Origin of the sequence: Herbaspirillum sp. LeCh32-8 (assembly GCF_017814915.1) — a bacterium.
Classification (GTDB): Bacteria; Pseudomonadota; Gammaproteobacteria; order Burkholderiales; family Burkholderiaceae_D; genus Herbaspirillum.
This window is the reverse complement of record NZ_JAGIPZ010000002.1, coordinates 515,457-539,054: the sequence shown is the minus strand read 5'-3', so window position 1 is coordinate 539,054 and position 23,598 is coordinate 515,457. Positions and strand designations below refer to the sequence as shown.

At 64.6% G+C, this 23,598-nt stretch carries 17 protein-coding genes; 7 read left to right on the top strand and 10 right to left on the bottom strand.

Annotated features, from left to right (window positions below; translation table 11 throughout):
• Nucleotides 1–172 precede the first annotated feature (172 nt).
• The 4 genes from J8I26_RS07485 to J8I26_RS07470 all read right to left on the bottom strand — a co-directional run bounded on the left by J8I26_RS07485 (nucleotide 173) and on the right by J8I26_RS07470 (nucleotide 5,370).
• Nucleotides 173–2,791 carry a fimbria/pilus outer membrane usher protein gene (locus J8I26_RS07485; protein WP_245200179.1) on the bottom strand — a complete coding sequence of 873 codons (2,619 nt, stop codon included), beginning with the start codon at nucleotides 2,789–2,791 and terminating at the stop codon, nucleotides 173–175.
• Between the two features lie 78 nt (nucleotides 2,792–2,869).
• Entirely contained in the window at nucleotides 2,870–3,631 is a 762-nt protein-coding gene (locus J8I26_RS07480; protein WP_209605686.1) for a fimbria/pilus periplasmic chaperone, read from the bottom strand.
• A gap of 114 nt (nucleotides 3,632–3,745) precedes the next feature.
• A complete protein-coding gene (locus J8I26_RS07475; RefSeq protein ID WP_209605684.1) occupies nucleotides 3,746–4,300 on the bottom strand; it encodes a fimbrial protein in 555 nt (184 codons plus the stop codon).
• A gap of 407 nt (nucleotides 4,301–4,707) precedes the next feature.
• Nucleotides 4,708–5,370 (bottom strand): response regulator transcription factor, encoded by a 663-nt coding sequence (locus tag J8I26_RS07470; RefSeq protein WP_209605682.1) that lies wholly within the window; start codon nucleotides 5,368–5,370, stop codon nucleotides 4,708–4,710.
• A 416-nt stretch (nucleotides 5,371–5,786) separates the two neighbouring features.
• Here J8I26_RS07470 and J8I26_RS07465 point away from each other — a divergent pair, with 416 nt between their 5' ends.
• On the top strand, nucleotides 5,787–6,257 hold the full coding sequence (locus J8I26_RS07465) for a hypothetical protein (RefSeq protein WP_209605680.1): 471 nt from the start codon (nucleotides 5,787–5,789) through the stop codon (nucleotides 6,255–6,257).
• Nucleotides 6,258–6,358: 101 nt separating this feature from the next.
• Here the strand turns inward: J8I26_RS07465 and J8I26_RS07460 are convergent, their stop codons facing one another.
• Nucleotides 6,359–7,147: a ferredoxin--NADP reductase gene (locus tag J8I26_RS07460; protein WP_348635291.1), complete on the bottom strand. Its 789-nt coding sequence runs from the start codon at nucleotides 7,145–7,147 to the stop codon at nucleotides 6,359–6,361.
• 332 nt (nucleotides 7,148–7,479) lie between these two features.
• Here J8I26_RS07460 and J8I26_RS07455 point away from each other — a divergent pair, with 332 nt between their 5' ends.
• Complete coding sequence (locus J8I26_RS07455) at nucleotides 7,480–9,255, top strand: autotransporter assembly complex family protein (protein WP_209605676.1); 1,776 nt, start codon at nucleotides 7,480–7,482, stop codon at nucleotides 9,253–9,255.
• Nucleotides 9,256–9,297: 42 nt separating this feature from the next.
• A complete protein-coding gene (locus J8I26_RS07450; RefSeq protein WP_209605674.1) occupies nucleotides 9,298–13,323 on the top strand; it encodes a translocation/assembly module TamB domain-containing protein in 4,026 nt (1,341 codons plus the stop codon).
• A gap of 28 nt (nucleotides 13,324–13,351) precedes the next feature.
• On the opposite strand, the gene J8I26_RS07445 is transcribed toward J8I26_RS07450, so the two are convergent.
• Complete coding sequence (locus J8I26_RS07445) at nucleotides 13,352–14,254, bottom strand: AraC family transcriptional regulator (protein ID WP_209605672.1); 903 nt, start codon at nucleotides 14,252–14,254, stop codon at nucleotides 13,352–13,354.
• Nucleotides 14,255–14,371: 117 nt separating this feature from the next.
• On the opposite strand from J8I26_RS07445, the gene J8I26_RS07440 reads away from it, so the two are divergent.
• The 3 genes from J8I26_RS07440 to J8I26_RS07430 are packed head-to-tail and all read left to right on the top strand — an operon-like array spanning nucleotide 14,372 to nucleotide 16,418.
• A complete protein-coding gene (locus tag J8I26_RS07440) occupies nucleotides 14,372–14,905 on the top strand; it encodes a carboxymuconolactone decarboxylase family protein (RefSeq protein ID WP_209605670.1) in 534 nt (177 codons plus the stop codon).
• Entirely contained in the window at nucleotides 14,905–15,714 is an 810-nt protein-coding gene (locus tag J8I26_RS07435) for a YggS family pyridoxal phosphate-dependent enzyme (protein ID WP_209605668.1), read from the top strand. The genes J8I26_RS07440 and J8I26_RS07435 overlap by 1 nt, the downstream gene beginning before the upstream one ends.
• The gene (locus tag J8I26_RS07430) at nucleotides 15,711–16,418 is read left to right on the top strand and encodes a glutamine amidotransferase (RefSeq protein WP_209605666.1); all 708 of its coding nucleotides are present in this window, start codon (nucleotides 15,711–15,713) and stop codon (nucleotides 16,416–16,418) included. Before J8I26_RS07435 ends, J8I26_RS07430 begins: the two co-directional genes overlap by 4 nt.
• A gap of 97 nt (nucleotides 16,419–16,515) precedes the next feature.
• Here J8I26_RS07430 and J8I26_RS07425 read toward each other — a convergent pair whose 3' ends face one another.
• Genes J8I26_RS07425 through J8I26_RS07415 form a run of 3 tightly spaced genes read right to left on the bottom strand, consistent with a single transcriptional unit; the run spans nucleotide 16,516 to nucleotide 19,892 of the window.
• A complete protein-coding gene (locus tag J8I26_RS07425) occupies nucleotides 16,516–17,502 on the bottom strand; it encodes a magnesium and cobalt transport protein CorA (protein ID WP_209605664.1) in 987 nt (328 codons plus the stop codon).
• A 55-nt stretch (nucleotides 17,503–17,557) separates the two neighbouring features.
• Nucleotides 17,558–18,454: a DMT family transporter gene (locus J8I26_RS07420; RefSeq protein ID WP_209605662.1), complete on the bottom strand. Its 897-nt coding sequence runs from the start codon at nucleotides 18,452–18,454 to the stop codon at nucleotides 17,558–17,560.
• Nucleotides 18,455–18,479: 25 nt separating this feature from the next.
• Complete coding sequence (locus tag J8I26_RS07415; RefSeq protein WP_209605661.1) at nucleotides 18,480–19,892, bottom strand: MFS transporter; 1,413 nt, start codon at nucleotides 19,890–19,892, stop codon at nucleotides 18,480–18,482.
• A gap of 197 nt (nucleotides 19,893–20,089) precedes the next feature.
• On the opposite strand from J8I26_RS07415, the gene pabB reads away from it, so the two are divergent.
• Nucleotides 20,090–21,913: an aminodeoxychorismate synthase component I gene (gene pabB / locus J8I26_RS07410; protein WP_209605659.1), complete on the top strand. Its 1,824-nt coding sequence runs from the start codon at nucleotides 20,090–20,092 to the stop codon at nucleotides 21,911–21,913.
• A 141-nt stretch (nucleotides 21,914–22,054) separates the two neighbouring features.
• Here pabB and J8I26_RS07405 read toward each other — a convergent pair whose 3' ends face one another.
• Complete coding sequence (locus tag J8I26_RS07405; protein ID WP_209605657.1) at nucleotides 22,055–23,581, bottom strand: efflux transporter outer membrane subunit; 1,527 nt, start codon at nucleotides 23,579–23,581, stop codon at nucleotides 22,055–22,057.
• Nucleotides 23,582–23,598: the final 17 nt, after the last annotated feature.

Sequence of the window (23,598 nt, the reverse complement as noted above, 5' to 3'; positions counted from 1 at the left end):
AAAAGCCCCCGTGACCTGAAGTCACGGGGGCTTTTTTGACGGCTTTTTACAGACTTTTTAACGCATGCTTTGTGGCCGACAGTCCTGGTCGGACATGGGGCTGAATTACGGAGCGGAAAACAGGGTATCGACGCTCCATCATGCCGTCCCTGCTGTCACCGGCAAGCGCTCATCACGAACCGCTGCGCGCTCCGCTTGCATCCCCGGCATTCCCGACCACCGGTGTGCCGCCCTTCTTTCGAGCGAGGTCGGCCGGCGTCTCGCAGGTCGCGGTGATCTGGTCGAAGGTGCTTTCCGCCTTCGGATCACGCGGCCCCAGTGCGTACTGGAGCACACACTGCGCATTGCGCTCGCGCCCCCAGCGCACGGTCAGGCGACCGCTGTCTTCGTTGGCGCGCAGGAAGATGACGCCACCTTGCCCCACAATGCCCAACGATGAGCCCTTCTCATCGAGCACTTCAGCGCCAAAGGGAATCACGGTGTTGCTGGAGCTGCGGGCATTGATCAGCACCGAGCGACCGGTCACGGTGCCGTATTTCAGCAAGACAACCGCTCCTGCATAGGGGGCCACGCGCTGGCTGGTGCTGCTCAGCTCGACATCGGTGGACGTCCCTTTGGGATCGAGCTCCACCTCGTTCATGCGGAACGGCGAAAGAGAAGGCACCACGGCATAACCTGAACGATCCAGGCGCACGCCAACGGCGTTCACTTCCGCGCCGCCGGCGCCGCGAGCCTCGACGATGCCAATCGTGTCGCCCATGTCCTGCGATAGCACCACGCCGCCGGCATACGCCACGACGCCGCCCCTGGCCTGCGCGGACATTTGACGGCTGCCGCCGGAATAGCTGTAGCTGCCGCCGAGCACCGCGTATGGCGCGCGATATTCGCCATTGACGGACGAGGTGCTGTTACCTGGGCTACGCGAGAAGTTTGCACCGTAACTCAAGTTGCCATCTGCACCTGCGGTTCCTGACAAGGAGGTCTGCAGGGAATTTCCGCCGCGAGCGTCGCGGTTCACGCCGACACTGAGCGAGGGCGAACGGACTTCCTTACCCAACGGCATGAACATCTGGAACATGTACTGCGTGTCCGTGCTGCCGGTCTGCAGATCCCGTTGCCGTTGCACCGAGAAGTTGTAAGAAATGGAACGCCAGGTATTGCTATAGCCGAACTGGTACTGGGTGCCGCTTCCTCCACGGTTCCAATAGTTTTGGGTCGATCCGTTGACGTAAAACGTTCCCCGTCCCTCACCCAATGTCTGTGAAAGACTCAGATTGAGCTGGCTTCGAGGCCGGTCGGCCTGGCTTGATGAAAAGCCCTGCGCCGCAGCAGCCTTCAGATTCAACAGATCCGCCAAGCGCAGATAGCCGTCGGTCGAATAGCGGTAAGCGACCACGGAGAAATTCGTGCCGCTGTCAGGCAACAACTTGTTGTAGTCGATCTTTACGCTCTGCCCGGTACGGCTGTCGCCGGCCGCGACCTTTGCCTGCGAATGCGTAATGCTCGCCGACATTGCGCCGATGGGCGTGTTGAAGGCGGAACCACCCAACAGGCTGACATAGTCATTGGCGACGGTGGCGCCGCCAAACAAGGTCAGGTCATTGATGATCCCGTGTTCGTAAGTACCCTGCACGAAATTGGCTTCTATACCAGCCGTGCCGTTGCTGCGAGTGCGCCCGGCCGTGACGTTGTAGCGATGCGTACCGGGACGCAGCATCTGCGCGACCGACGCGTAGGGAATATCGAAACTGTTACGACTGCCATCCGCCTCGGTCACCACCACATGCAAATTGCCGCCATAGCCGGTGGGATACAGATCGGTAATTTCAAAACGACCCGGTGCCACCGTGGTTTCATAGATGACATTGCCGTTCTGAGAAATCTGCACTCTCGCATTGGTTCTGGCGATGCCACGAACAATAGGCGCGTAACCATTTTGCGAATCAGGCAACATGCGCTGATCCGAGCCTAACTGTATGCCGCGGTAAGACATGCCATCGAACAGCTGACCCGATGTGTAGGCATCGCCGAGCGTCAGCTGGCTGCGCCAGGGAACAATACTGGTCTGGGCATAGGAGGCGATCGTTTGTATGCGGGTCTGCCCCCCGGATTGCCAGGTGGCGGAAGAATTATTACGGAAGTGCCAGTCTCCAAGGTTAAGACCGCTGTTGAGCCCCAGATAATATGAGGTGTTGGTCTGGCTGTTTGTGCTGGTGCTGTAAGTGTTGAAGTTATAGTTCAGCAAGGCTGCGTTGATGCCTTTATCCCAAAGCTCGGGGCTCACATAACCACGTGCAGAACGGCGCAGAGACACCTGTGGAATACTCACATTGAGTTGCAGCTCGCCGCCGTCGAAATCCGCGGTGGCATCCTGCACCAGGTCCTCCACACGCAGGCAGGCCTGCGGTCCGGCGTTGACCAACGCCGCCCGAACCGCCTCGGACAATTTGTCCATATCCACGCCTGCGATCTCGAGCATCGCGCGATTGAAGCAGGGCTCAGCCGATGCTTCGCCTTCGCGTGTACGGAAGACCACCTCTTGCCGCCCCTTCCAAACCTGATTCACGTACAAATCGACGCGATAGCTACCAGGCGCAATGGGATTGGCTTTATCGAAGCGGGAAACATCCAATTGAGTGCTGCCCGACCCGCGCAGAAAATCCGAACCGAATTCGACCTGAGCGAGTGACACCTTCTTTTCCGCCATGGCGGACATGGACAAAAAGAACGCCAGAGCGCCAAAAATCGCGGCTGACAACTTCGTTCGTCGGGGAATGCTCTGGGAATTCATTTCTCTACTCAGCTCAGGCGACATACTTCTTACACGGACGCCAGGCAAACTCTTGCCCGGCATCGATTTGTTCTGGTTTTATTGCTTGGCCGCGTCGGCCAACTCCACATCCTTGACCACCGTGCCACCAAAGTCATTCAGGTAGGTGAAGCGCACCTTGAATTTTCCGGAAGGCGCCGAGCGCAGATCCTTTAATGAGATCGTTGCGGCTTTTCCCGGATCGGCCATCGCGGCCTGATCCACCTCGGCCAGCGGCTTGTCATCCGCGCCGATCAGACCGGCCTTGATCACGGTGATGAAATATGGGGAAGGATTGTTGAACACCAGCGAATAGCCGCCGTCGTCCGCACGTTTCAAGGTCCAGCGCAGGCTCTCAATCGCCTCATCCTGTTGCTCCTGGGTGTTCAGTGCCTTAGGGCGATAGAACACCTTGATACGGGTACGGAATGCGACCTGCATGTAGTTCTGGTCGGCATCGAACGTCGGCTTGGGGCCCACCTCAAGCATGTTGAACCAGAACAGCGTTTCCTTATCCTGCGGCAAAGGCTGGCCGTTATACAGCATGCGCACAGACTGTCCTTTGCCGGCATCGACACGGAACAAGGGAGGCGTCAATACGAACGGCACATGGGCCTGTTCCGGCGTGGACTTCTCGTCACCGTCGTCCATCCAGACCTGGATCAAACCCGGCTCCTTGCCCTCGTTGCTCAGGCGCACGGTAATTTCACGCTCATTGGATGGAAAGACAAGTCGCGTGCCCACGATGACCACTGACGCATTGGCGCTTAACGAAGCGACCAGCGCGCAGACTGCGGCAATCCAAAACATCTTCTTTTTCATTTGAACCTCCCTGGCTAAAGAAAAAAACCTCCACCAGGGCGAGATTTGCATCGCCATGTAGAACAAGACTGGTGGAGATGAACCCGACCGGACGGTCGGGTTATCAGGCGCTGATTACGGCTGATAGATATTGAACTGAACTTGCGACTTGACGGTACCCGCGGTCACGCCATCGGCGGTGGCGACGTAGTAAGCGATCAGCGGAACGACAGCGGTGCTGTCTGCGGTAGCGCCGGTGCCGGTCACGACGGAGGTCACGGTAGCGCTACGGGCATTGCCGGTACCCAGTTTCAGATCGGTCAGATCGGCGTCCGTGGCGCGCAGTGCAACTTCCACATTGGTGGCGCTGCCGGTGTTGAGCATACGACCGCTGGTGGCATTGATGCCGACCAGGTTCGCGTCGAAGCCCAGCTGCACGGTGCGAGCGGTTCCGCCGCACTTGACCAGATTCACGTTGAAGTTGCCGCCCTTGAAGTGGTCGCCCTGCTTGGACAGCGAATCGACGCGTGCATCAGCCATGGTGAAGGCCAGGGTGCCGCCGGGGCCGGCGCTCAGCTGGCAGGTGGTTGCGGCGACGTTACCGTTGAACTGCAGGGTGCCGTCGGCTGCGTGGGCGAACACCGGTGCCAGGGAAGCTGCCATCAGGGAAGCGATAAATACCTTTTTCATTCTTGATTACTCCAATAGATCATTTGAGTTCCGACGTATCGCTTTTCTGTTTGCATGCGACCACATCGGCTTTACATTCAGCTCCATCCCCCGGCACGTTGTGACACAGTCCGTGATGTGGAACCACCGATCTCCTGAAGCTGCACTACGCTCTTCACCGACCAGTGTTTCGGAGAGGAAGGGAACAGGCTCTTCAAGAGACAAACGGATCATATCGATGGGGTATTTCCGCTGATATGAGAATTGTCTGGAAATGAATTCACGCACAAAAATCGGAGCGTCCCACCTCTCAATCCCCCCCAAAATTTATGCGCCTTCACGCACGAAAAATTTCTATTAAACTTTGGCCGAAGACGAAAAAAAACAGCGGAAAATTCCGCTGTTTTTTTCCCTGGCAGGCAGCCTGCTCAGATCAGTCCGGTCGAATACGCATACTTGATCAGCTCTGCATCCGAGTTCAATCCCAGCTTGCGCATGGCGTTGTTCTTGTGCGTGCTGACGGTGCTGGGCGTGCGCGACAGCCGCTTGCAGATGTCGGACAAGGAATTGCCGTCGACGAACAGGCGCACCACCTCGAGCTCGCTGAGCGTCATCTCCTTGCTGGCGGCGAAGGCCTCGCCCTGGGCCCAACTGACTTCCAGCTCGCCGCGCAGCGACACCGGGAAATACACCTGCTTGCTGCTCTGCGTGGCCAGGCAGGCGTTGATCAACTCCTCCGGTTTCTCGCGCTTGTTGATGACCGAGAACACGCCCATGCGGTACAGCCGCTTGACCACGGCGCTGTTGGTCATGGCGGTGTAGACGATGACCTTGCTGGAAGGATGATCGGTCTTGATGCGCTTGATCAGCGAGAAGCCGTCGGAGTCGTCCTTCTCCTCGGCCGGCATGGTGAAATCGGTGATCACGATTTCGCACGGCGAGCGTTTGAGCGCGCTGATCAGCGCGTCGCCGGTCTCGACTTCCAGGTCGATGCGCACCTCGGGCAAGCGGCCGAGCTCGGTGCGCAGCGCGCCGAGAACCACGGGATGATCGTCGGCGATGGCGACGTGCAGGACTTTGTTCATGTTCATAGGACTACCCCCAATTGGATGACTGTGTACTGGATTGCATGATGAATGCGGTGATGATGTCTGGTTGAAAACGCGGTGATCACCCCCGTGATGCGACCGCGCCCGACACATGTCCTCGACTTGGGAAGGTCGAGCTTGGTTCCCGATCATTTTTTCCGCTTACGCCGCAAATGCGCGATTTCCCTATGAGCAGAGGCGCGAAGAAAAATTAGAAAACGTGGCGGAAAACGTGGCGGGATAGGTCTCAGAAAAAAACAACAATTGCTGCAATGCAAATGCGGATCTGCCATTAACTGCTATACTTCTCAACATATTTCTAGGCGATATACAAATAATTTCCGCCGATGAATAGGAATGTCGCGGTACCGCGCGAATGTCTTGGGCCCAGGGGGGGCAACCAACCAGGAGCATTTCCTATGTCCAGTCTCGTCCAACGCGTCCTTTTCTGCGGCGCTGCCATTCTGTTATCTCCCCTTTGCCAGGCCGACAGCGGCGGCACCCTGCAGTTCTACGGGAGAATCGTCGAGCCGCCCTGTGTCTTCTCGACTGCGCCCATCCACTACCAGGACAAACAGAAACTTGCCGCACCGCTGGAATTGGATGTGCGTTGCCATTCCCGCCAGGCCGTGCGCCTCTCCTTCCTGCAAGGCGGACGTGAAACGCGCGCCGGATTCGATACCGGCGTCACCGGCGTGACCATGAGCATGAGCCGCGACGGCAAGCCGCTGCCGCCCGGAGAAGTGACTGCACTGGCGCTGGCCGCGCGCAGCCAGCAACGCATCCGCATCGACACGCGCTTGCAGGACAGTGCCAGCAACACGGATCCGGCCGGGCACGCGCAGAGCAAGGCCCACGGAGAACTGTTGATCGCGCTCGACTACCACTGATCGGCCGTACAGGGCCGACCTCGTCATCCGCTTGCGCAAAAAAAAAGCAGCCGTCATGCGGCTGCTCGGGTGGCGGGGCGCCTGCGGCGCTTCTGCCGCGATTACCAGTAGTCCTCGGTCACGAATTGCCCACCGCCGGCGCGTCGCAGCGGCGTCATGCCGCGCTCGCGCAGGAGTTCGCGCACCTCGGTCACCATCTCGGGATTGCCGCAGGCCATCAGGCGCGATTGCGCTGCGTCGATCGCCAGGCCGGTGGTGCGTTCCAGCGTGCCGTCACGCAGCAGCGTGGTGATGCGCCCGTGCAGCAGGCCGCTGTCGGGAGTCACCTCTTCACGCGTCACCGCGCGCAGGTAATGCAGCCGGCCCGGCAATCCTTGGGACTTTGCCTGCTGGCGCAACGCCTCGAACTTGTCGGCATAGGCCAGTTCCTCGCGCTGGCGCACGCCATGTACCACCACCATGTCGTCGAATTTTTCCCACACCTCTTTCTGCTGCAGGATGGAGAGATACGGCCCCAGCCCGGTGCCGGTGGCCAGCATCCAGAGCTGCTTGCCGTCGGTGAAGCGATCGGCCGTCATGAAGCCGTAGCTGAGCTTTTCCACCCAGACCGGATCGCCCGGGCGCAGGGCGTCCAAGCGGGTGGTGAACTTGCCGCCCGGGACCACGATCGCGTAATACTCCAGCTGGTCCTCGTCCACGGCGGAGGTGATCGAGTAGGCGCGCGAGACGATCTCGCCGTCGATCTCCAGCCCCAGCCGCGCGAACTGGCCGGCCGTGAAGGCATAGCCGGCCGGACGCGTGGTGCGGAAGGTCAGCAGCTTGTCGGTCCAGCGGTGCACCGACAGCAAACGCTCGCAACTGGCCTTTTCCGAATAAACATCAACACTCACCCTGCTTCTCCTTGCTTGTCCTTGTCTTCCTGGGGAAACCAAGAAAACTCTCAAAAATCGCGTCCGGCATCCGTTTCGGCCATGCCGCGCATTACAATGGCGGCAGATACTAGCAACCGGCCACGGTCGTATGGACATGGAAATCGGCGCCAGGCAGCCGATGCCGGCCCGGCGAAACCGACGCAGCCGACAACCGGCTCAGGAACCATCCCCGCCGTGCCCGGGTCAGCCATGCTGGAGCGCCGTCCCGAATACGTCATCGTACCCGACTTTGCATGGGCGCCTCCCTGCCGCGCCCGGCCGGCCGCTTCAACCGACGATAAAGTGATTCAATGAAATGGACCTGCAGCCTGGCCATCGCGTTTCTATGGTGCGCCGCCGATACAGCTCATGCCGCCTACAAGGTGGATATCGAAGCGCCCAAGCCGGTGCAGTCGCTGCTCAAGGATTTCCTCGACCTCTCGCGTTACCAGGATCGTGACGACATCAGCGACGAACAGCTGAAGTTCATGATCGACACCGCCGGCGACCAGGTGCGCGACCTCACCTCGACCGAAGGCTATTTCGCCCCCACCACCAAAGTGGGCCTGAAAACCGAACCCGGCAGCGACGGCAAGCCGGGCGCCAAGCTCGTAACGGTCACCGTCGCCCCCGGCCCGCTGAGCGTGATCGGCGCAGTCGACATCGGCGTGACCGGAGCCGCGGGCCAGCACGACGCCCCCCGCATCGCCGAGATCCGCAACGACTGGGGCCTACCCGTCGGCAAACCGTTTCGCCAGGAAGATTGGGACAAGGCCAAGAACGCCGGCCTTGAAAAGCTGCAGCAAAAGAAATACGCCGCCGCCCGCATCGCGCAGTCGCAAGCCGAGGTCGATCCCGACGAGCGCCGCGCCGACCTGACGGTGCATTACGACAGCGGCCCGGCCTTCACCCTGGGCCCGCTGCAGATCACCGGCACCCGGCGCTATCCGGAATCCATCATCCGCAACGTCAATCCGCTGGTGGTGGGCGAGCCCTACGACGTCGACCGCCTGCTGTCGCTGCAGCGCCAGATCCAGAACACCCCTTATTTCTCCAACGCCATCGTCGGCATCGACGATGATCCCGAGCATCCCGACATGGCGCCGGTGAAGGTGCAGGTGACGGAATTCCCGACCCAGCGCGTGCGCGCCGGCGTGGGCTACGGCACGGATACCGGCGCCCAGGTCGAAGGCCGCTATTCGCACTACAACGTGTTCAACAAGGCCTGGGTGTTCGACAGTCAGGCGCGGCTCGAGCAAAAACGCCAGTACGGCCAACTGTCGCTGGCCATGCCGCCGGACCAGAAATCCTTCGTCAACAGCATCAACACCACCTACGACCGCACCCGCCTCGAAGGCATCGACCTGCGCAGCCAGCAGCTCGGCTTCAAGCGCGCGCGCACCGGCGAGTTTTACGACACCACCTACTCGCTCACCTATTACCGCGATGAGCTGACGCAGGAAGACGGCGCCACCGTGCCGACCAACACCATCGTCACGCCGGGCAAGCACCGCGCGCTGGTGCCGGGCTTCGCCTGGGCCCGCCGCAATGTCGACAACCCGATCTTCCCGCGCAAAGGCAACCTGCTGACGCTGGAAGCCGGCTTCGCCGTGAAGGGCGTGCTGACCGACCAGAGCTTCGGCCGCCTGTACGGCCGCTTCAAGCAGTTCGTGCCGGTCGGCCGGCGCGACGTGGTGCTGCTGCGCGCCGAACTGGGCGGCGTGTTCACGGCCGGGCGCGCCTCGGCGGTGCCGGCCTCGCTGCTGTTTCGCACCGGCGGCAACGACTCGGTGCGCGGCTACAGTTACCAGAGCATCGGCAATGAGCAGAACGGCACGGTCTATCCGACCAAGTACCTGGCCGTGGGCAGCAGCGAATACCAGCACTGGTTCACCGAAAGCTGGGGCGCGGCGGTGTTCTACGACATCGGCGCGGCCGCCGACAACTGGAACAACAAGACCTTCTATAACGGCGTCGGCGCCGGCGCGCGCTGGCGCAGCCCGGTCGGCACGTTGAACCTGGACCTGGCCTACGGCGTGCAGAAAAAGCAGATCCGCCCGCACATCTCGCTGGGCATCGCCTTCTGACGCCGCCGGGCAATTGAACGACGCTTTGAACAACGAACGCGCATGACCGAACCGCAACCACCATCGCCGCAGGATCAGAACCTGCAGCACAACGCGCCGGCGCATCGCCGCGGCCGCAAGATCGCCCTCTGGTCAGGCGGCACCGTCGCCGTGCTGGCGCTGGCCGTAGCCGGTGCCGCCGTCTACGTGCTGAAAACTGAAAGCGGCACGCGCCTGGCATGGAACGGCGCCGTCAATGCGCTGGGCGGAAAACTCTCCGGCCGCCTGTTGGGCGGCACCATCGCTGATGGCCTGCGCCTGCGCGCACTGCATTACCAGGACGACAAGCGCATCCTCGACATCGACAGCATCGACGCCAGTTGGCATCTCTCGCTGATGCAACGCAAGCTGTCGGTACGCTACCTGCACGTGGGCACGGTCGCCCTGAACCAGCAGCCCTCGCCCCCCGAACCCGACACGCCGCCGCCCGCTTCTCTGCAAATCCCGCTGGCGCTGGACATCGGCGAGGTTGCACTGGGCAAGCTCAGCTTCACGCAGGGCACTTCCACCACGGAGCTCTCCAAGCTGCGGCTGCACGGCGACTCCGACGGCACCGAGCACACGCTGGTGCTGGACAGCCTGAGCACGCCCTATGGCGACGCCACCGCGCTGCTGCACCTGAACGGCCGGCAACCGTTCGCCGTCAGCGGCGGCCTGGAGCTCGCCGGCGAATACAAGAACGCCAGCCTGCAGGAGAAATACCAGCTGGCAGCCCAGCTCTCGGGCTCGCTGCATGAGCTGGGCGTGGCCTTGAAAGCCAGCGGCGACAAGCTCAACGGCACCGCCGACATCCAGGCCACGCCGTTCGCGCCGGTGCCGCTGAAAAGCGCCAGGGTCGATCTGCAGCACATCAATCCGCAAGCCTTCAGCGCCGGCGCGCCGCAAGCCGACCTGCGCCTGCGCGCCGATCTTAGGCCGCAGCAAGCGGGTGGCGCCGGCGATGCGCTGAAGGTGGCCGGCAAGATCGCCATCGACAACGCCAAGCCCGGCAGCATCGATCAGCAGCTGCTGCCGCTGATCTCGGCCAAGGCCGATGTCGCGCTCGACCTGCAAGAACAGAAGATCGCCAACCTCGACATCCGCCTGCCGAAGAACGCGCGCATCGAAGGCGGCGGCACGTTCCGCCCGGGCAGCGACGACGCCGGCAAGAAAGAAGACATGGGCGGCAAGTTCGCGCTGCGCATCGCCGGCCTCGACCTGAGCCAGATCCACCGCCAACTCAAACCCACGCAACTGGCCGGCCCGCTGGAGCTCACACTGGCCCCCGGCGCGCAACAGATCAAGCTGGCGCTGGACGACCGCGACCTGACACTGCGTCTGGACAGCACCATCAAGCCGGACCAGGTGGAACTGGCGCAGGCCCGGCTGACCGCGGGCAAGTCGCGCTTGGAAGCGACCGGTACGCTCAAGACCGTGGAGGCGATGGACTACGCCATCAAGGGCAAGCTGGTGGACTTCGACCCCACCGCGGTGCTGCAGGCGGTGACGCCGGCGCCGGCCCAAGGCCATCGCAATGCCAACGCCGCAGCCGCGCCCGCCAAGCCGGTGCAGGCCCGCATCAACATGGACTTCGATGCGGCAGGCAACATATCGCCCGAACTGCGCCTGAAACTGGCCTTCGCCGTGCACGACAGCAGCTACGGCGAGCTGCCCATGGGCGGCAAGGGCAACATCAGCCTGGCCGGCAAACGGCTCTTGCCCAGCAAGGCCAATCTGCAGATCGCGGGCAACACGGTGGATCTGGACGGCAGCTTCGGCGCCGCCGCCGACCGGCTGAACCTCAAGATCGACGCGCCGCAACTGCAGCGCCTGGGCTACGGCCTGTCCGGCCTGCTGCAGCTGGACGGCCAGCTCACCGGCACCCAGCAGCGCCCCAACCTGCGCGCCAGCTATCGCGCCGAGCAACTGGCCTTCGGCCCGCACAAGCTGCGCCACCTGGCCGGCGACGCCGACCTGCGCACCAACCTCGCCGCCGGCGTCGCCTCGCCGGACAACCGGCTCTCGCTGACACTGGAAGGCGACGGCTACAGCGGCCCGCAGGCCGCGCTGGACAAGCTCTCGCTGAACCTCTCCGGCACCTGGGCCGATCACACGCTGGACCTGCAGACCAAGGGCAAGTTGCTGGATCACCCGCTGGACCTCGCCTTCGGCGCGCACGGCAAGGTGACGGAAAAGACCAAAGGAAATTACGGCTGGGCCGGCACCATCGCCAAGCTGGAGAACAAGGGCTTCCCGCGCATCGCCATGGACCGCCCGCTCACGCTGGACGTGGCCGCCGATGCAGTCGAAGCCGGCAGCACGCGCATCGCGATCGACCGCATGGCGGTCGACCTGAAACACCTCTCGTACCAGCAGGGCCGCATCGCCTCGGCCGGCCAGGCCAACGCGCTGGATATCGGTCGCATCCTGCAGATCGTGCAAGAGTTCACCGGCACCCCGCCGCCGCTCAAGACCGACCTGGTGCTGGACGCCGACTGGGACTTTTCGCTGGCCGAAAGCGCCTCCGGCCACCTGCAGGTCCAGCGCAAGTCGGGTGACATGCGAGTCACCACCAGCAACGGCGAAGCCGCCCTCGGCCTGTCCGAACTGCGGCTGCGCGGCGACTTCCAGGGCCAGCAGATGCGCGTGAACGGCCGCGTCAATGCCGGGCGCATCGGCACGCTGGACCTGGGCGGCGACATCGGCCTGCAGCGTATCGACCGGCTGCTGACGCTGGCCGACGGCTCGCCGCTGAACCTGAAGGCCAGGCTGGACGTGCCGGAGGTAAAGCGCGTGGGAGACCTGATCGGCCCGCAAGTGAGCCTGAACGGCAAGCTGGGCGCCGAGCTCAGCGCCGCCGGCACGCTCGGCCAACCCAAGCTGTCAGGCGCGATCAACGGCGACAACCTGGCAGTGACGCAATTCGACCAGGGCATCCAGTTAAAGGACGGCATCGTGCGCATCGTCATGGATAACAACGTGATCGACCTGCGGCAAATCGAATTCCATGGCGGACGCGGCACGCTCAAGGCCGGCGGCAAGGTGCAGCTGGACGCGGAGAATCCGGACCTGAACGCCACCATCACCGCCGAGCGGCTGGAGCTCTTTGCCAGCCCGGACCGCCAGCTGATGCTGTCCGGCCAGGGCACGATCGCCAACGTCAAGGAGCAATTGCGCGTGGACGGCAAGTTCCGCGTCGACAAGGCGTTGTTCGACCTGCCCAAGAGCAGCGCGCCCAAGCTGGGCGACGACGTGGTGGTGATCAGGCGCGACGGCAAGGCCAAGGTCGGCGCCAACGCCAGCTCGAAGGAAAAACTGCAGGCCGCCACCGAAAAGCCGGCCGGCAAATTCGCCCCGGTGATCGCCCTGGCGGTGGACCTGGGCAACGACTTCCGCTTCCGCGGCAGCGGCGCCGACCTGCGCCTGACCGGCGACATGATGGTGCGCAGCGAGCCGCTCTCGCCGCTGCGCGCCACCGGCACCATCCACGTGGCCGACGGCACCTACGAGGCCTTCGGCACCAAGCTCAACATCGAGCGCGGCATCATCAACTTCCAGGGGCCGATTGCAAACCCCAACATCAACATCCTCGCCATGCGCCGCAACCAGGATGTGGAAGCCGGCGTCTCGGTCACCGGCAACGCCAACCAGCCGCGCGTGCAGCTGGTGTCCGAGCCCAACGTGCCGGACGACGAAAAGCTCTCGTGGATGATGTTCGGCCACGGCACCGACAGCTCCAGCATCGGCCAGCGCAGCGCCAGCAGCCAGGCCCTGGCGCTGGTGGGCAATATGGGCGGCAAGCGCATCGCCAAGGACATCGGTCTGGACCAGTTCTCGATCGGCTCCAGCGAATCGGGCCTGACCGACGACCAGGTCGTCAACCTGGGCAAGGCCATCACCGAGAAGATCACGCTGGGCTACGAGCAAAGCCTGCAGGGCGCGGCCAGCGTGGCCAAGGCCACCTGGCAGATCTCGCGTCGCTGGTCGGTGGTGGCGCGCGCCGGCACGATCAACGGCTTGAACATCCTGTTCAACCGTCGCTATGACTGAGATGACGGAAGATGGCTGAGCGCGGTGCTCACCGCAACGTGGTGCTCAGGCCCGCGACCGGCGCGCCATCCCTGGCCAGCCAGTCGCGCGGCGACATGCCGATGCGGGCGGCGAAGGCGCGTGACAGCGCCGACGGATTGGCGTAGCCCAGCTCCGCGGCCAGCAGCTTGATCGGTCGTCCCTCGCGCAGGCGCGCCTGCGCCAGCGCGATGCGCCAGTTGGCGAGATAGTCGGCCGGGGTCTGCCCCACCGTCTCGCGAAAAACATTGGCGAACGCCGTGCGCGACATGCCTGCGCATTCGGCCATACGGTCCAGCGTCCAGGCCCGGCCCGGGTCTTCATGCATGGCTACCAGCGCGCGCGACAGGCGCGGATCCGACATGCCGGTCACCAGTCCCGGCTGTATCCCCGCCTGCTGCGGGTTGTCCAGCAGCCAGCGCAGCAGCTTCAACACCACTACCTCGAACAGGCGGTCGGCCAGCAGGCGCTGGCCGCAGCGCACCCGGTCGGTCTCGGCAAACAGCAGCTCCAGCGCCAGATCCAGCCCGGGAACGGTGGCCAGCGGCAAGGCGATCAACGACGGCAAGGCACGCGCCAGCGGATTGTGCGCGCCGCCGTCGAAGATCAGGCGGGCGCAGGTGAAGTCCGCCCCCTCTTTGGGCGGATTGTGGAAATGATGGGTGAAGGGGCGCGGGTAAAACAGCAGCGTCGGCTCGTCAAAGCGCATCGACTTGGGCACGTCGCGCGCGCCCGGATGGGACACCTTCAGCTCGCCCCGGCGCAGCAAGTGCAGATAGCCGAAGCCCGCGCCGGCGTCGAAATGCGTATGGCCGCAAAGCGCGCCGGTGTGATGCAGCTGCGCCTGCACACGGAAGCGTTCGAGGATGCCGGAGAGACGGTCGATGGGAGGTAAAGGCTGCGAGGGCTGCATCAGTGTGTCAGTACGAATTGGTATGTTTATTTTACAAAATGAACCCAATTGTACATTCTGTTTGCCGATACTGAGGCCTCCTACTCACCGCTGCATCACCAACGAAAGGCAAGCCCCATGTCCCGCGTCAACCTCGATACCCAACGTTCCCCCGCCGCCAGCCAACCGCTGCTGGCGCAGATCCACGGCGCTTTCGGCGCCACGCCCAACATGTTCAAGGCGGTCTCCAACTCGCCGGCCGCGCTGCAAAGCATGTGGGCCGCGTTCGGCGCGCTCGGCAAGGGCAGCATCGGCGCACTGCTGGGCGAGCAGATCGCGGTGGCCATCGCCAATCGCAACCGCTGCGAATACTGCCTGGCCGCGCACACAGTGCTAGGCCAGAACGCCGGCGCCAGCGCCGAACAGATGGGTGAAGCGCAGGTCGGCCGCTCGACCGATGTCAACACCGCCGCCGCGCTGGCCTTCGCGCTGAAGGTGGTGGAGCAGCGCGCCCAAGTCGGCGACGCGGATGTCGCCGCCCTGCGCGAGGCCGGCTTCGGCGACGAGCAGGTGGTGGAAATCATGGCCCACATCGCGCTGAACCTGTTCACCAACTACGTGAACGTGGCCTTCGACGTGCCGGTCGATTTCCCCAAGATCGCGCTGAAGTAATGACGCAGTACTTCCATCAGGGCAAGCAGCAGCACTGGCCGCCGGCGGAGTCGGTGGAAGACTTGCGCCGCAACCTGGCGCAGGTGCAGGCAAGGATCGCGGCCGCCTGCGTGCGCGCCGGCCGCGATCCGGCCTCGGTGCGGCTGCTGCCGGTCAGCAAGACGGTGCCTGAGGCGCGCATCCGGCTGGCGTATGCCGCCGGATGCCGTTCGCTGGGCGAGAACAAGGTGCAGGAAGCCGGCCGCAAATGGGAGGCCATGGCCGACCTCGCCGACCTGCGCTGGTCGGTCATCGGCCATTTGCAGACCAACAAGGCCAAACTGGTGGCGCGCTTTGCCGCGGAGTTCCAGGCGCTGGACAGCCTGCGCGTGGCCGAGGCGCTGGAACGCCGGCTGCAGGCCGAAGGCCGTACACTGGATGTGTTGGTGCAGGTCAATACCTCGGGCGAAGCCAGCAAGTTCGGCCTCGCCCCCGAGGATGTGCCGGCCTTCCTGGCGCAGTTGCCGGCCTGCCCGTCGCTGCGCGTGCGCGGACTGATGACGCTGGCGATCTTCTCCGGCGACATCGACCGGGTACGCGCCTGCTTCGTCCGGTTGCGCGAGCTGCGCGACCGATTGCGCCCGCAGCTGGCGCCCGGCCTCGCTCTGGATGAACTGTCGATGGGCATGTCCGGCGACTATGAAGTGGCGATCGAGGAAGGCGCTACCGTGGTGCGCGTCGGCCAGGCCATCTTCGGCGCACGCAGCACACCGGACAGCCACTACTGGCCGCAAGACGAGCCCCACTCCCCCGACAAGGAAACAGAATGACCCGTACCGCCCTCGCCATCCGCCACGTGCATTTCGAAGACCTCGGCAGCCTGGCGCCGCTGCTGCAAGCGCGCGGCTATCGTATCGAGTATGTCGACGCCGCCGTCGACGACCTGCGCGCCATCGACGCGTCCGCGCCGGACCTGCTGGTGGTGCTGGGCGGGCCGATTGGGGCCTTCGACGATGCGCTCTACCCCTTCCTGGAAGCAGAACTCGCCCTGGTGCGCAAACGGCTGGACTGCGGCCGGCCGCTGCTGGGCATCTGCCTGGGTGCGCAACTGATCGCGCGGGCGCTGGGCGCCAGGGTCTATCCGATGGGCGTGAAGGAAATCGGCTACGGCACGCTGACGCTCACCGCGCAGGGCGAGGCCTCGCCGCTGGCGGCGCTGGCCGGCGTGCCGGTGCTGCACTGGCACGGCGACCAGTTCGACATCCCCGCCGGGGCCCACCATCTCGCGGCCACGGCAATCGGCGCCAACCAGGCGTTTGCGCTGGGGGAGAAAGTGCTGGGCCTGCAATTCCACGTCGAGGCGCAAACCCGGACCATCGAACGCTGGCTGGTCGGCCACGCCGGCGAGCTGGGACAATGCGGCATCGACCCGCGCACGCTGCGCGCCGAGGCCGGCGCAGTTGGCAGCCGGCTGGAGACGGCGGCCGCCGAGATGCTGTCGCACTGGCTACAACGCGCGCAGGATCAGGAGTGAGCAACGCCGCGCACGCCGCCCGCCAACGAAAACGCCCGCCTGCGCGGGCGTTTCTGCGTGTCGTACCTGCACACGTGCGCGGCTGCCCGACGGCGTACTAAAGCCACCCGGCCTTGCGCAAGCGCCTCCACAGCAGCGAGCAACAGGTAAAGATGCCCACCAGCACCACCGGGAAACTCCACTGCCAGGACAGCCCCGGCATGTTGGCGAAGTTCATGCCGTACAGGCTGAACACCATGGTCGGGATGGCGAGAATCGCACCCCAGCCGGCCAGGGTCTGCACAATTTCGTTCTGATGGATAGTGACCTGCGCCAGGTTGATCTGCACCGCCGACTCCACCATTTCGCGCAGGCGATCGCCGGTGTCGATGAAGCGCACGACGTGGTCGTAAATGTCGCGGAAGTAGGCCTTGCCTTCCTTGGTGATCAGGCCTTCGTGGAAGCGCAGCAGCTGGGTGCACACGTCCAGCAGCGGCGAGGCCGCCGAGCGCAGGCGGATCAGCTGGCGCTTCAGCTGGTACAGCTCCTGCAAATATTCCTTGCCGGTGTTGGCGGCGGGATCGAACAGTTGTCCTTCGTACTGGGTGAATTTGGCTTCCAGGTCGTCCATGATCGGGCGGTAATTGTCGACCACGAAGTCCATGATGGCGTACAGCACGAAGCTGGGACCGCGGCCCAGGCGTTCGGGGAGCATCTCGCAGTGCTCGCGCACCTTGGCGTAGCTGCGCGAGGCGCCGTGGCGCACCGTCACCACGAAGCGCGGGCCGGTCAGGATGTGGGTCTCGCCGAACTGCACCTCGCCGCCGGAGAGCTGGGCGGTGTGCAGCACCACGAACAGGGTGTCGCCGTATTCCTCGATCTTGGGACGCTGATGGGCGGCGTAGGCGTCTTCCACCGCCAGTTCGTGCAGGTTGAATTCTTCCTTGATCTTGTTCATCAGCTCGACGTTGGGCTCGAGCAGGCCGAGCCAGACGAAGGTGCCCTCTTCCTCCAGCACGTCGCTGATTTCGTCGAGCGAGATGTCGCGCAGCTTCTTACCCTTCTTGTAGACCGTGCAGTTGACGATCATGTTGGCGTCGATCATGTTTGGCTCCTCTGTTCTCGTTATTGCCGGCCCGGCGACGCCGCCCCCAGGCGTGTCAGCCGGCCTTGGCGCGCAGACCCAGACGCTGCTTCAGGAGCTGGGCCATGATCACGCCGGCCAGCGTGATCAGGCCGCCCACGGCGTGATAGCCGTGCAGCTCCTCGCCCAGCGCCACCATGGCAATTATGACGGTGAAAACCGGCATCAGGTTCACGAAGATGGAGCTGCGATTGGCACCCAGGTGGGCGACCCCGCGCATCCACAGGAACTGCGAAATGATGGACGCGGCAATGCCGGCATACAGCAGGATGGGCAGGTTGTCGGCGGTGATCGGCGAATGATGGCCGATCACGAAGCCCGGGAACAGCAGCACCACCGCCGTCAGCACCTGCATGTAGAGCAACTGCCAAGTCGGCAGCGGCAAGGCCCAGCGGCGCAGCAGCACGCCATACAGGCCGTAGAACACCGCGGCCAGCAGCATCAGCAGGTCGCCCACCACCACGCCGTGGTCGAACAGATCCAGCGGATGGCCGCGACCGATCAGGATGGCAATGCCCACCAGCGACACCAGCCCGCCGGCGACGGTGCCTACCGTGGGCGGCTCGGAGAGGAGACGAATGCTCAGCAGCAAGGTCAGCAGGGGCATCAGCGAGACGATCATGCCCATGCTGGTGGCCGAGGACGTGGCCGCCGCGAAATACGCCAAACTCTGGAACAGCACCATGCCCAGCAGCCCCAGCACCACGATCTTGCCCAGATACGGGCGGATGCGCGCGCGGTCGCGCCAGGTCTGGCGGGCCAGGAACGGCGACATCAGCAGCGCCGCCAGCACCCAGCGGTAGAAGGAAATGTCTTCCGGCGCGATGACACCGGCGGCCATCTTGCTGATGACGGTGTTGCCGGCCCAGATCAGCACGGCGCCCAGCGGGAACCAGATGTATTTCAGTTGCATGCGTGGTCTCTCTTCAAGGAGGGGCTCAGGCCGGTTTGGCGGGTTCGACGGCGCTGCGACCGGCCATCTCGGCGCCGGCGTTGGGCGGCAGGCGGCGCAGCATGAACAGCGAACACGATGCCACCGCGCCCACCGTCAGGAAGGCCGGCCAGAAGTCGGCCGCCACCAGCGCGGCGTGGCCCTGGATCTCGTTGGACGCCTGCAGCGCGAAGCCGGCCAGCACCACGCCCATGCCGATGGACAACTGCTGCGCCACGCTGGCCATGCTGGTGGCCTGGCTCAGGCGAACCTTGTCGACGTCGGCGTAGGAGATGGCGTTCAGGCTGGTGAACTGCAGCGAGCGGAAGCAGCCGCCCACCAGCAGCACCAGCATCATCACGATGTAAGGCGTATGCGGCGTGAACAGCGCGATCGCCCACAAGCCGAGGATGCCCAGCGCGCCGTTGACCAGCAACACCTTGCGGAAACCGAAACGCTGCAGGAAGCGCGACGCGATGGTCTTCATGAACATGGCGCCGGCGGCCGAGGCGCAGGTCAGCAAGCCGGAGTGGAACGGCGTGTAGCCGAAGCCCAGCTGCAGCATCAGCGGCAGTAGGAAGGGAATGGCGCCGATGCCGATGCGATACAACGAGCCGCCGTAGACGCCGGCCTGCAGCGTGGGGATCTTCAGCAGCGTCAGGTCGATCAGCGGCGCCTTGGCGCGACGCGCGTGCCAGACATAGAGCGCAAGGAACAGCACGCCCCCGGCCACACAGGCCAGCGAGACCTGGCCCGAGATCAGGTGGCGGCCGGCGGTGGCCAGCCCCATCATCAGCAGCGAACAGCCCAGCGCGGAGAGCAGGAAACCCGGCCAGTCCAGCGGTGCGACTTCATCGGCCTTGAGATCGGGAATGAAGCGCGTGGCCAGGTACAGGCCGAGGATGCTGATCGGGATGTTGATGAAGAAGATCCAGCGCCAGTGGAAATAAGTGGTGATGAAGCCGCCCAGCGGCGGGCCCAGCACCGGGCCGAACAGCGCGGGGATGGTCAGGTAGGACAGCGCCTTGACCAGGTTGACCTTCTCCACGCTGCGCAGGATCACCAGCCGGCCGACCGGCACCATCATGGCGCCGCCGATGCCCTGGAAGAAGCGCGCAGCGACGAACTCCGGCAAGGTCGACGACACGCCGCACAGGATCGAGCCCAGCATGAACACGCAGATGGCCGAGCGGAAGATGGTCAGCGAGCCGAAGCGGTCGGCCATCCAGCCGGAGATCGGGATGAACACCGCCAGGCTGACCAGATAGGAGGTCAGTGCCAGCTTCAGCGAGATCGGGTCGACGTGCATGTCCAGCGCCAGCGCCGGCAGCGAGGTCGAGATCACGGTGGAGTCCATCTGCTCCATGAAGAGCGCGCAGGCGACGATCAGCGGGATGATGAAGGTGCGGGGGATGGACATCAGGTGTTGGCAGTTTGTTATGTGAGGCGCGAAGCACGGAGCGGCCGGGGCCATCAGGGCAACCAAGGCCATTAGCCCGCCATGCCGCGATGCCATGCAGAGCCGTCAAGTATACCTTTTACGCTATGATGCTGCCGGGGCGATTCCCCTGACTTGCCCCGGCCCCGCCCTGCGCCACCTGCCCTGCCCGCCGCACCATGACCGATTGCTTCGCCCTCCTCGACGACCACCTTGCCACGCCGGCCGAGCCGCGCTCGCGCCTGTTCACCGGCTACCTGCGCACGCTGGCCTGCCACGACGCCGCGGGTTTTGCGGCGCTCTTGGGCGAGATGGAGGCCGAGCTCGCCGCCGGCCGCCAGGCCGTGGCGCTGTGGAGCTACGAACTGGGCGCGGCCATGCAGGCGCTGCCGCACCATCCCATCAATGAGCCGCTGGCGCGGGTGATGCTGTTCGAGCGCTGCGAGCTTGTTACCGCCGCGCAGGTCGACGCCTGGCTGCTGCAACGCGCAGACGGCCAGCCGGCCGGCGTCGCCAACGTCCGCGCCAGCGTCGACGAAACCGAATTCACCGCCGCCATCGGCCGCATCCGCGACTACATCGCCGCCGGCGACACCTATCAGGTCAACTACACCTATCGGCTACACTTCGACGCCTACGGTGATGCCGTCGACCTGTACCGCCGCCTGCGCGCACGCCAGCCGGTGCCCTACGGCGCGCTGGTGCTGGCCGAAGACGGCGGCGCGGTGCTGTCGTTCTCGCCGGAATTGTTTGTGGCGCATGCCGGCGGCACGCTCAAGGCCAAACCGATGAAAGGCACGGCGCGCGCGGCGACGCCCGGCGATGCCGACGCCGACGCCATCAATGCGCGCCGCGCGCTGGCGCTGGCCGCGGACGAAAAGAACCGCGCCGAGAACCTGATGATCGTCGACCTGCTGCGCAACGACCTGGGCCGCGTAGCTGAACCGGGTTCGGTGCAGGTGCCGCACCTGTTCGACGTGCGCCGCTACGGCCAGGTGCTGCAGATGACCTCCACCATCCGCGCCCGCCTGCGCAAGGACGCGACGCTGGCCGACGCCATCGCCGCGCTCTACCCTTGCGGCTCCATCACCGGCGCGCCCAAGCGCCGCACCATGCAAATCATCGACGAACTGGAATCGACCCCGCGCGGCCTCTACACCGGCGCCATCGGCTGGTTCGAGGCGCCGCGCGCAGGCAGCCATACGGTGGGCGACTTCTGCCTGTCAGTACCGATCCGCACGCTGGAACTGCAACCGCCGGCACAAGGACTGCGCCGCGGCGTGCTGGGCGTGGGCGCGGGCATCGTCTACGACAGCGAGGCGGCGTCGGAATTTGCCGAGTGCCAGTTGAAGGCGGCGTTCCTGACGGGGCTGGGACATGAATTCGGCCTGTTCGAGACCATGCACGCCACGCGCGAAGGGTGCCGCCACCTGGAGCGGCACCTGCGCCGGCTGGGCGCATCGGCGCGGGCCTTTGCTATCCCCTTCGACGAGGCGGCGATCCGGACGCAGGTGGAGCAACTCTGCGCGACGCTGGATCCTGCCTGCGCGCACCGCATGAAGCTGGCGCTGGACGCGCAAGGCGGCGTCGTATTCCAGCATGCGCCGCTGGCGCCGCTGGGCGACGAGGTGAACGTGTTCCTGGCCGATCAGCGCAGCGCCAGCGACGACCTGTTCCTGCGCCACAAGAGCACGCGCCGCGCAGTCTACGATGCGGCGTGGCAGGAAGCGGAGCGGCGCGGCGGCTTCGACATGCTGTTCTTCAATGAGCGCGATGAATTGACCGAAGGCGGCCGCAGCAATGTGTTCGTGAAAATTGACGGACGCTGGGTGACGCCGCCGTTGTCAGCAGGTGTACTGCCGGGTGTCATGCGCGCGATGTTGCTGGAAGATCCGGCCTGGGATGCCGCTGAGCGGACTGTGAGTCGCGTGGAATTGCTGGCGGCGGGAGAGATCGTTATCTGCAATGCTTTACGCGGTGCGCTCAAGGCAACGCTGGGCTGACGTCATCGCGGCATGACAAAAGACACTGGGTTCCGGCCTGCGCCGGGACGACATTGAGGAGGTAGCTTGAACCCTTGGTTGGTCGAGTCTCTCTCTCCTGTCGTCCCGGCGCAGGCCGGGACCCAGCGTCGTTAGGCTGCCTCAACGCAACGCCGCATTCTCCTTCAGCGACTTGGCTTTCTCCCCACTCTGCTCCGCCAGCGGCTGCAGATCCGCCAGGCTCGCCTCATTCCATCCACCGCCCAGGGCCTTGGCCAGCAGCACGCTGGCCGACATGCGGCGGTTCAGGATGTCCAGCGAAGTACGCTCGGCCGACAGCGCCGTGGCCTGCGCGGTGATGACGTTGACGTAGCTGACCGTGCCGGCCTTGTACTGGTTGGTCACCAACGTCACTGCCTGCCTTGCCGCCTGCAACGCCTCGTCCTGCACGGCGGCTTCCTGCTCCAGGATGCGCAGCGCGGCGAGGTTGTCTTCCACCTCCTGGAAGGCGGTCAGCACGGTCTGCTTGTAGGTGGCGACGGTGCCGTCATAAGTGGCGATGGCCTGATCGGTGGCCGCGCGGCGGGCGCCGCCGTCGAAGATGCTCTGCGCCAGCTGCGGGCCCAGCGACCACACCCGGCCGGGCAAGGAGAACCAGTCGGCAAAACTGGAGCTTTGGTAACCGCCCGAGGCCGACAGCGTCAGGCTGGGGAAATAGGCCGCCTTGGCCACGCCTATCCTGGCGTTGGCCGAGGCCACGCGACGCTCGGCCGCGGCCACGTCGGGACGGCGCTCCAGCAGCATCGACGGCACGCCCTGCGGGATCGGCGGCGCACCAGCCGCCAGCGGCGCCTTGGGCAGGTTGAAGTTGGACGGCGTCTTGCCGACCAGCAGCGCGATGGCGTGCTCGACCTGGGCGCGCGAGACGCCGTTGTCCAGCGCCGAGGCTTGCGCCGACTTCAGCTGGCTCTGCGCCTGGATCACGTCGGACTTGGCCACCATGCCGGCGGCGTACTGGTTCTGGGTCAGCTGGTAGGAGCGCTGGTACGCCTCGACCGTTTCGTCCAGCAGTTTCTGCTGGGCGTCCAGCACGCGCAGCTGCAGATAGCTCTGCGCCAGCGACGCCTGGGCCGACAGCCGCGCGCCGGCCAGATCCGCAGCGCTGGCCTGGGCGCTGGCCGAGCTGGCCTCGACGTCACGCCGCACGCGGCCCCAGATGTCCGCCTCCCACGAGGCGTTCAATGCGAACGAGTAAGCGTTGCGCACGCCGGTGCTGGACGACGAGGTGCTGCCGGAAGCGGAACGCGACCGGGTGGCCGAAGCCGATGCATCCAGCGTCGGCGAGTAGGCCGCGCGCGAACTCTGCACCAGCGCCATGGCGCTGCGGAAGTTGGCCTCGGCCAGCGCCAGGTTCTGGTTGGAAATCTCCACCTGGTCCACCAGCGCGTTCAACTGCGCATCGCCGAACATCTCCCACCACTTGCCGTCGGCCGCCAGGTCGCGCGGCTGCGCCGGCTGCCAGTTCTGGCCTTCCTTGAAGACGGCCGGCGCGCCGGCCTCCTGCATCTGCGGACGCACATAGTCGGGACCGACCGAGCAGGCCGCCAGCGCAAAGGATGCGGCCAGCGCCAGCAGCAGCGGCTTGATGTTCGGTTGTTGCTGGCGTTGCTGAGTTTCTTGATGTTTCATGGTTCTCTCCGTGGCAG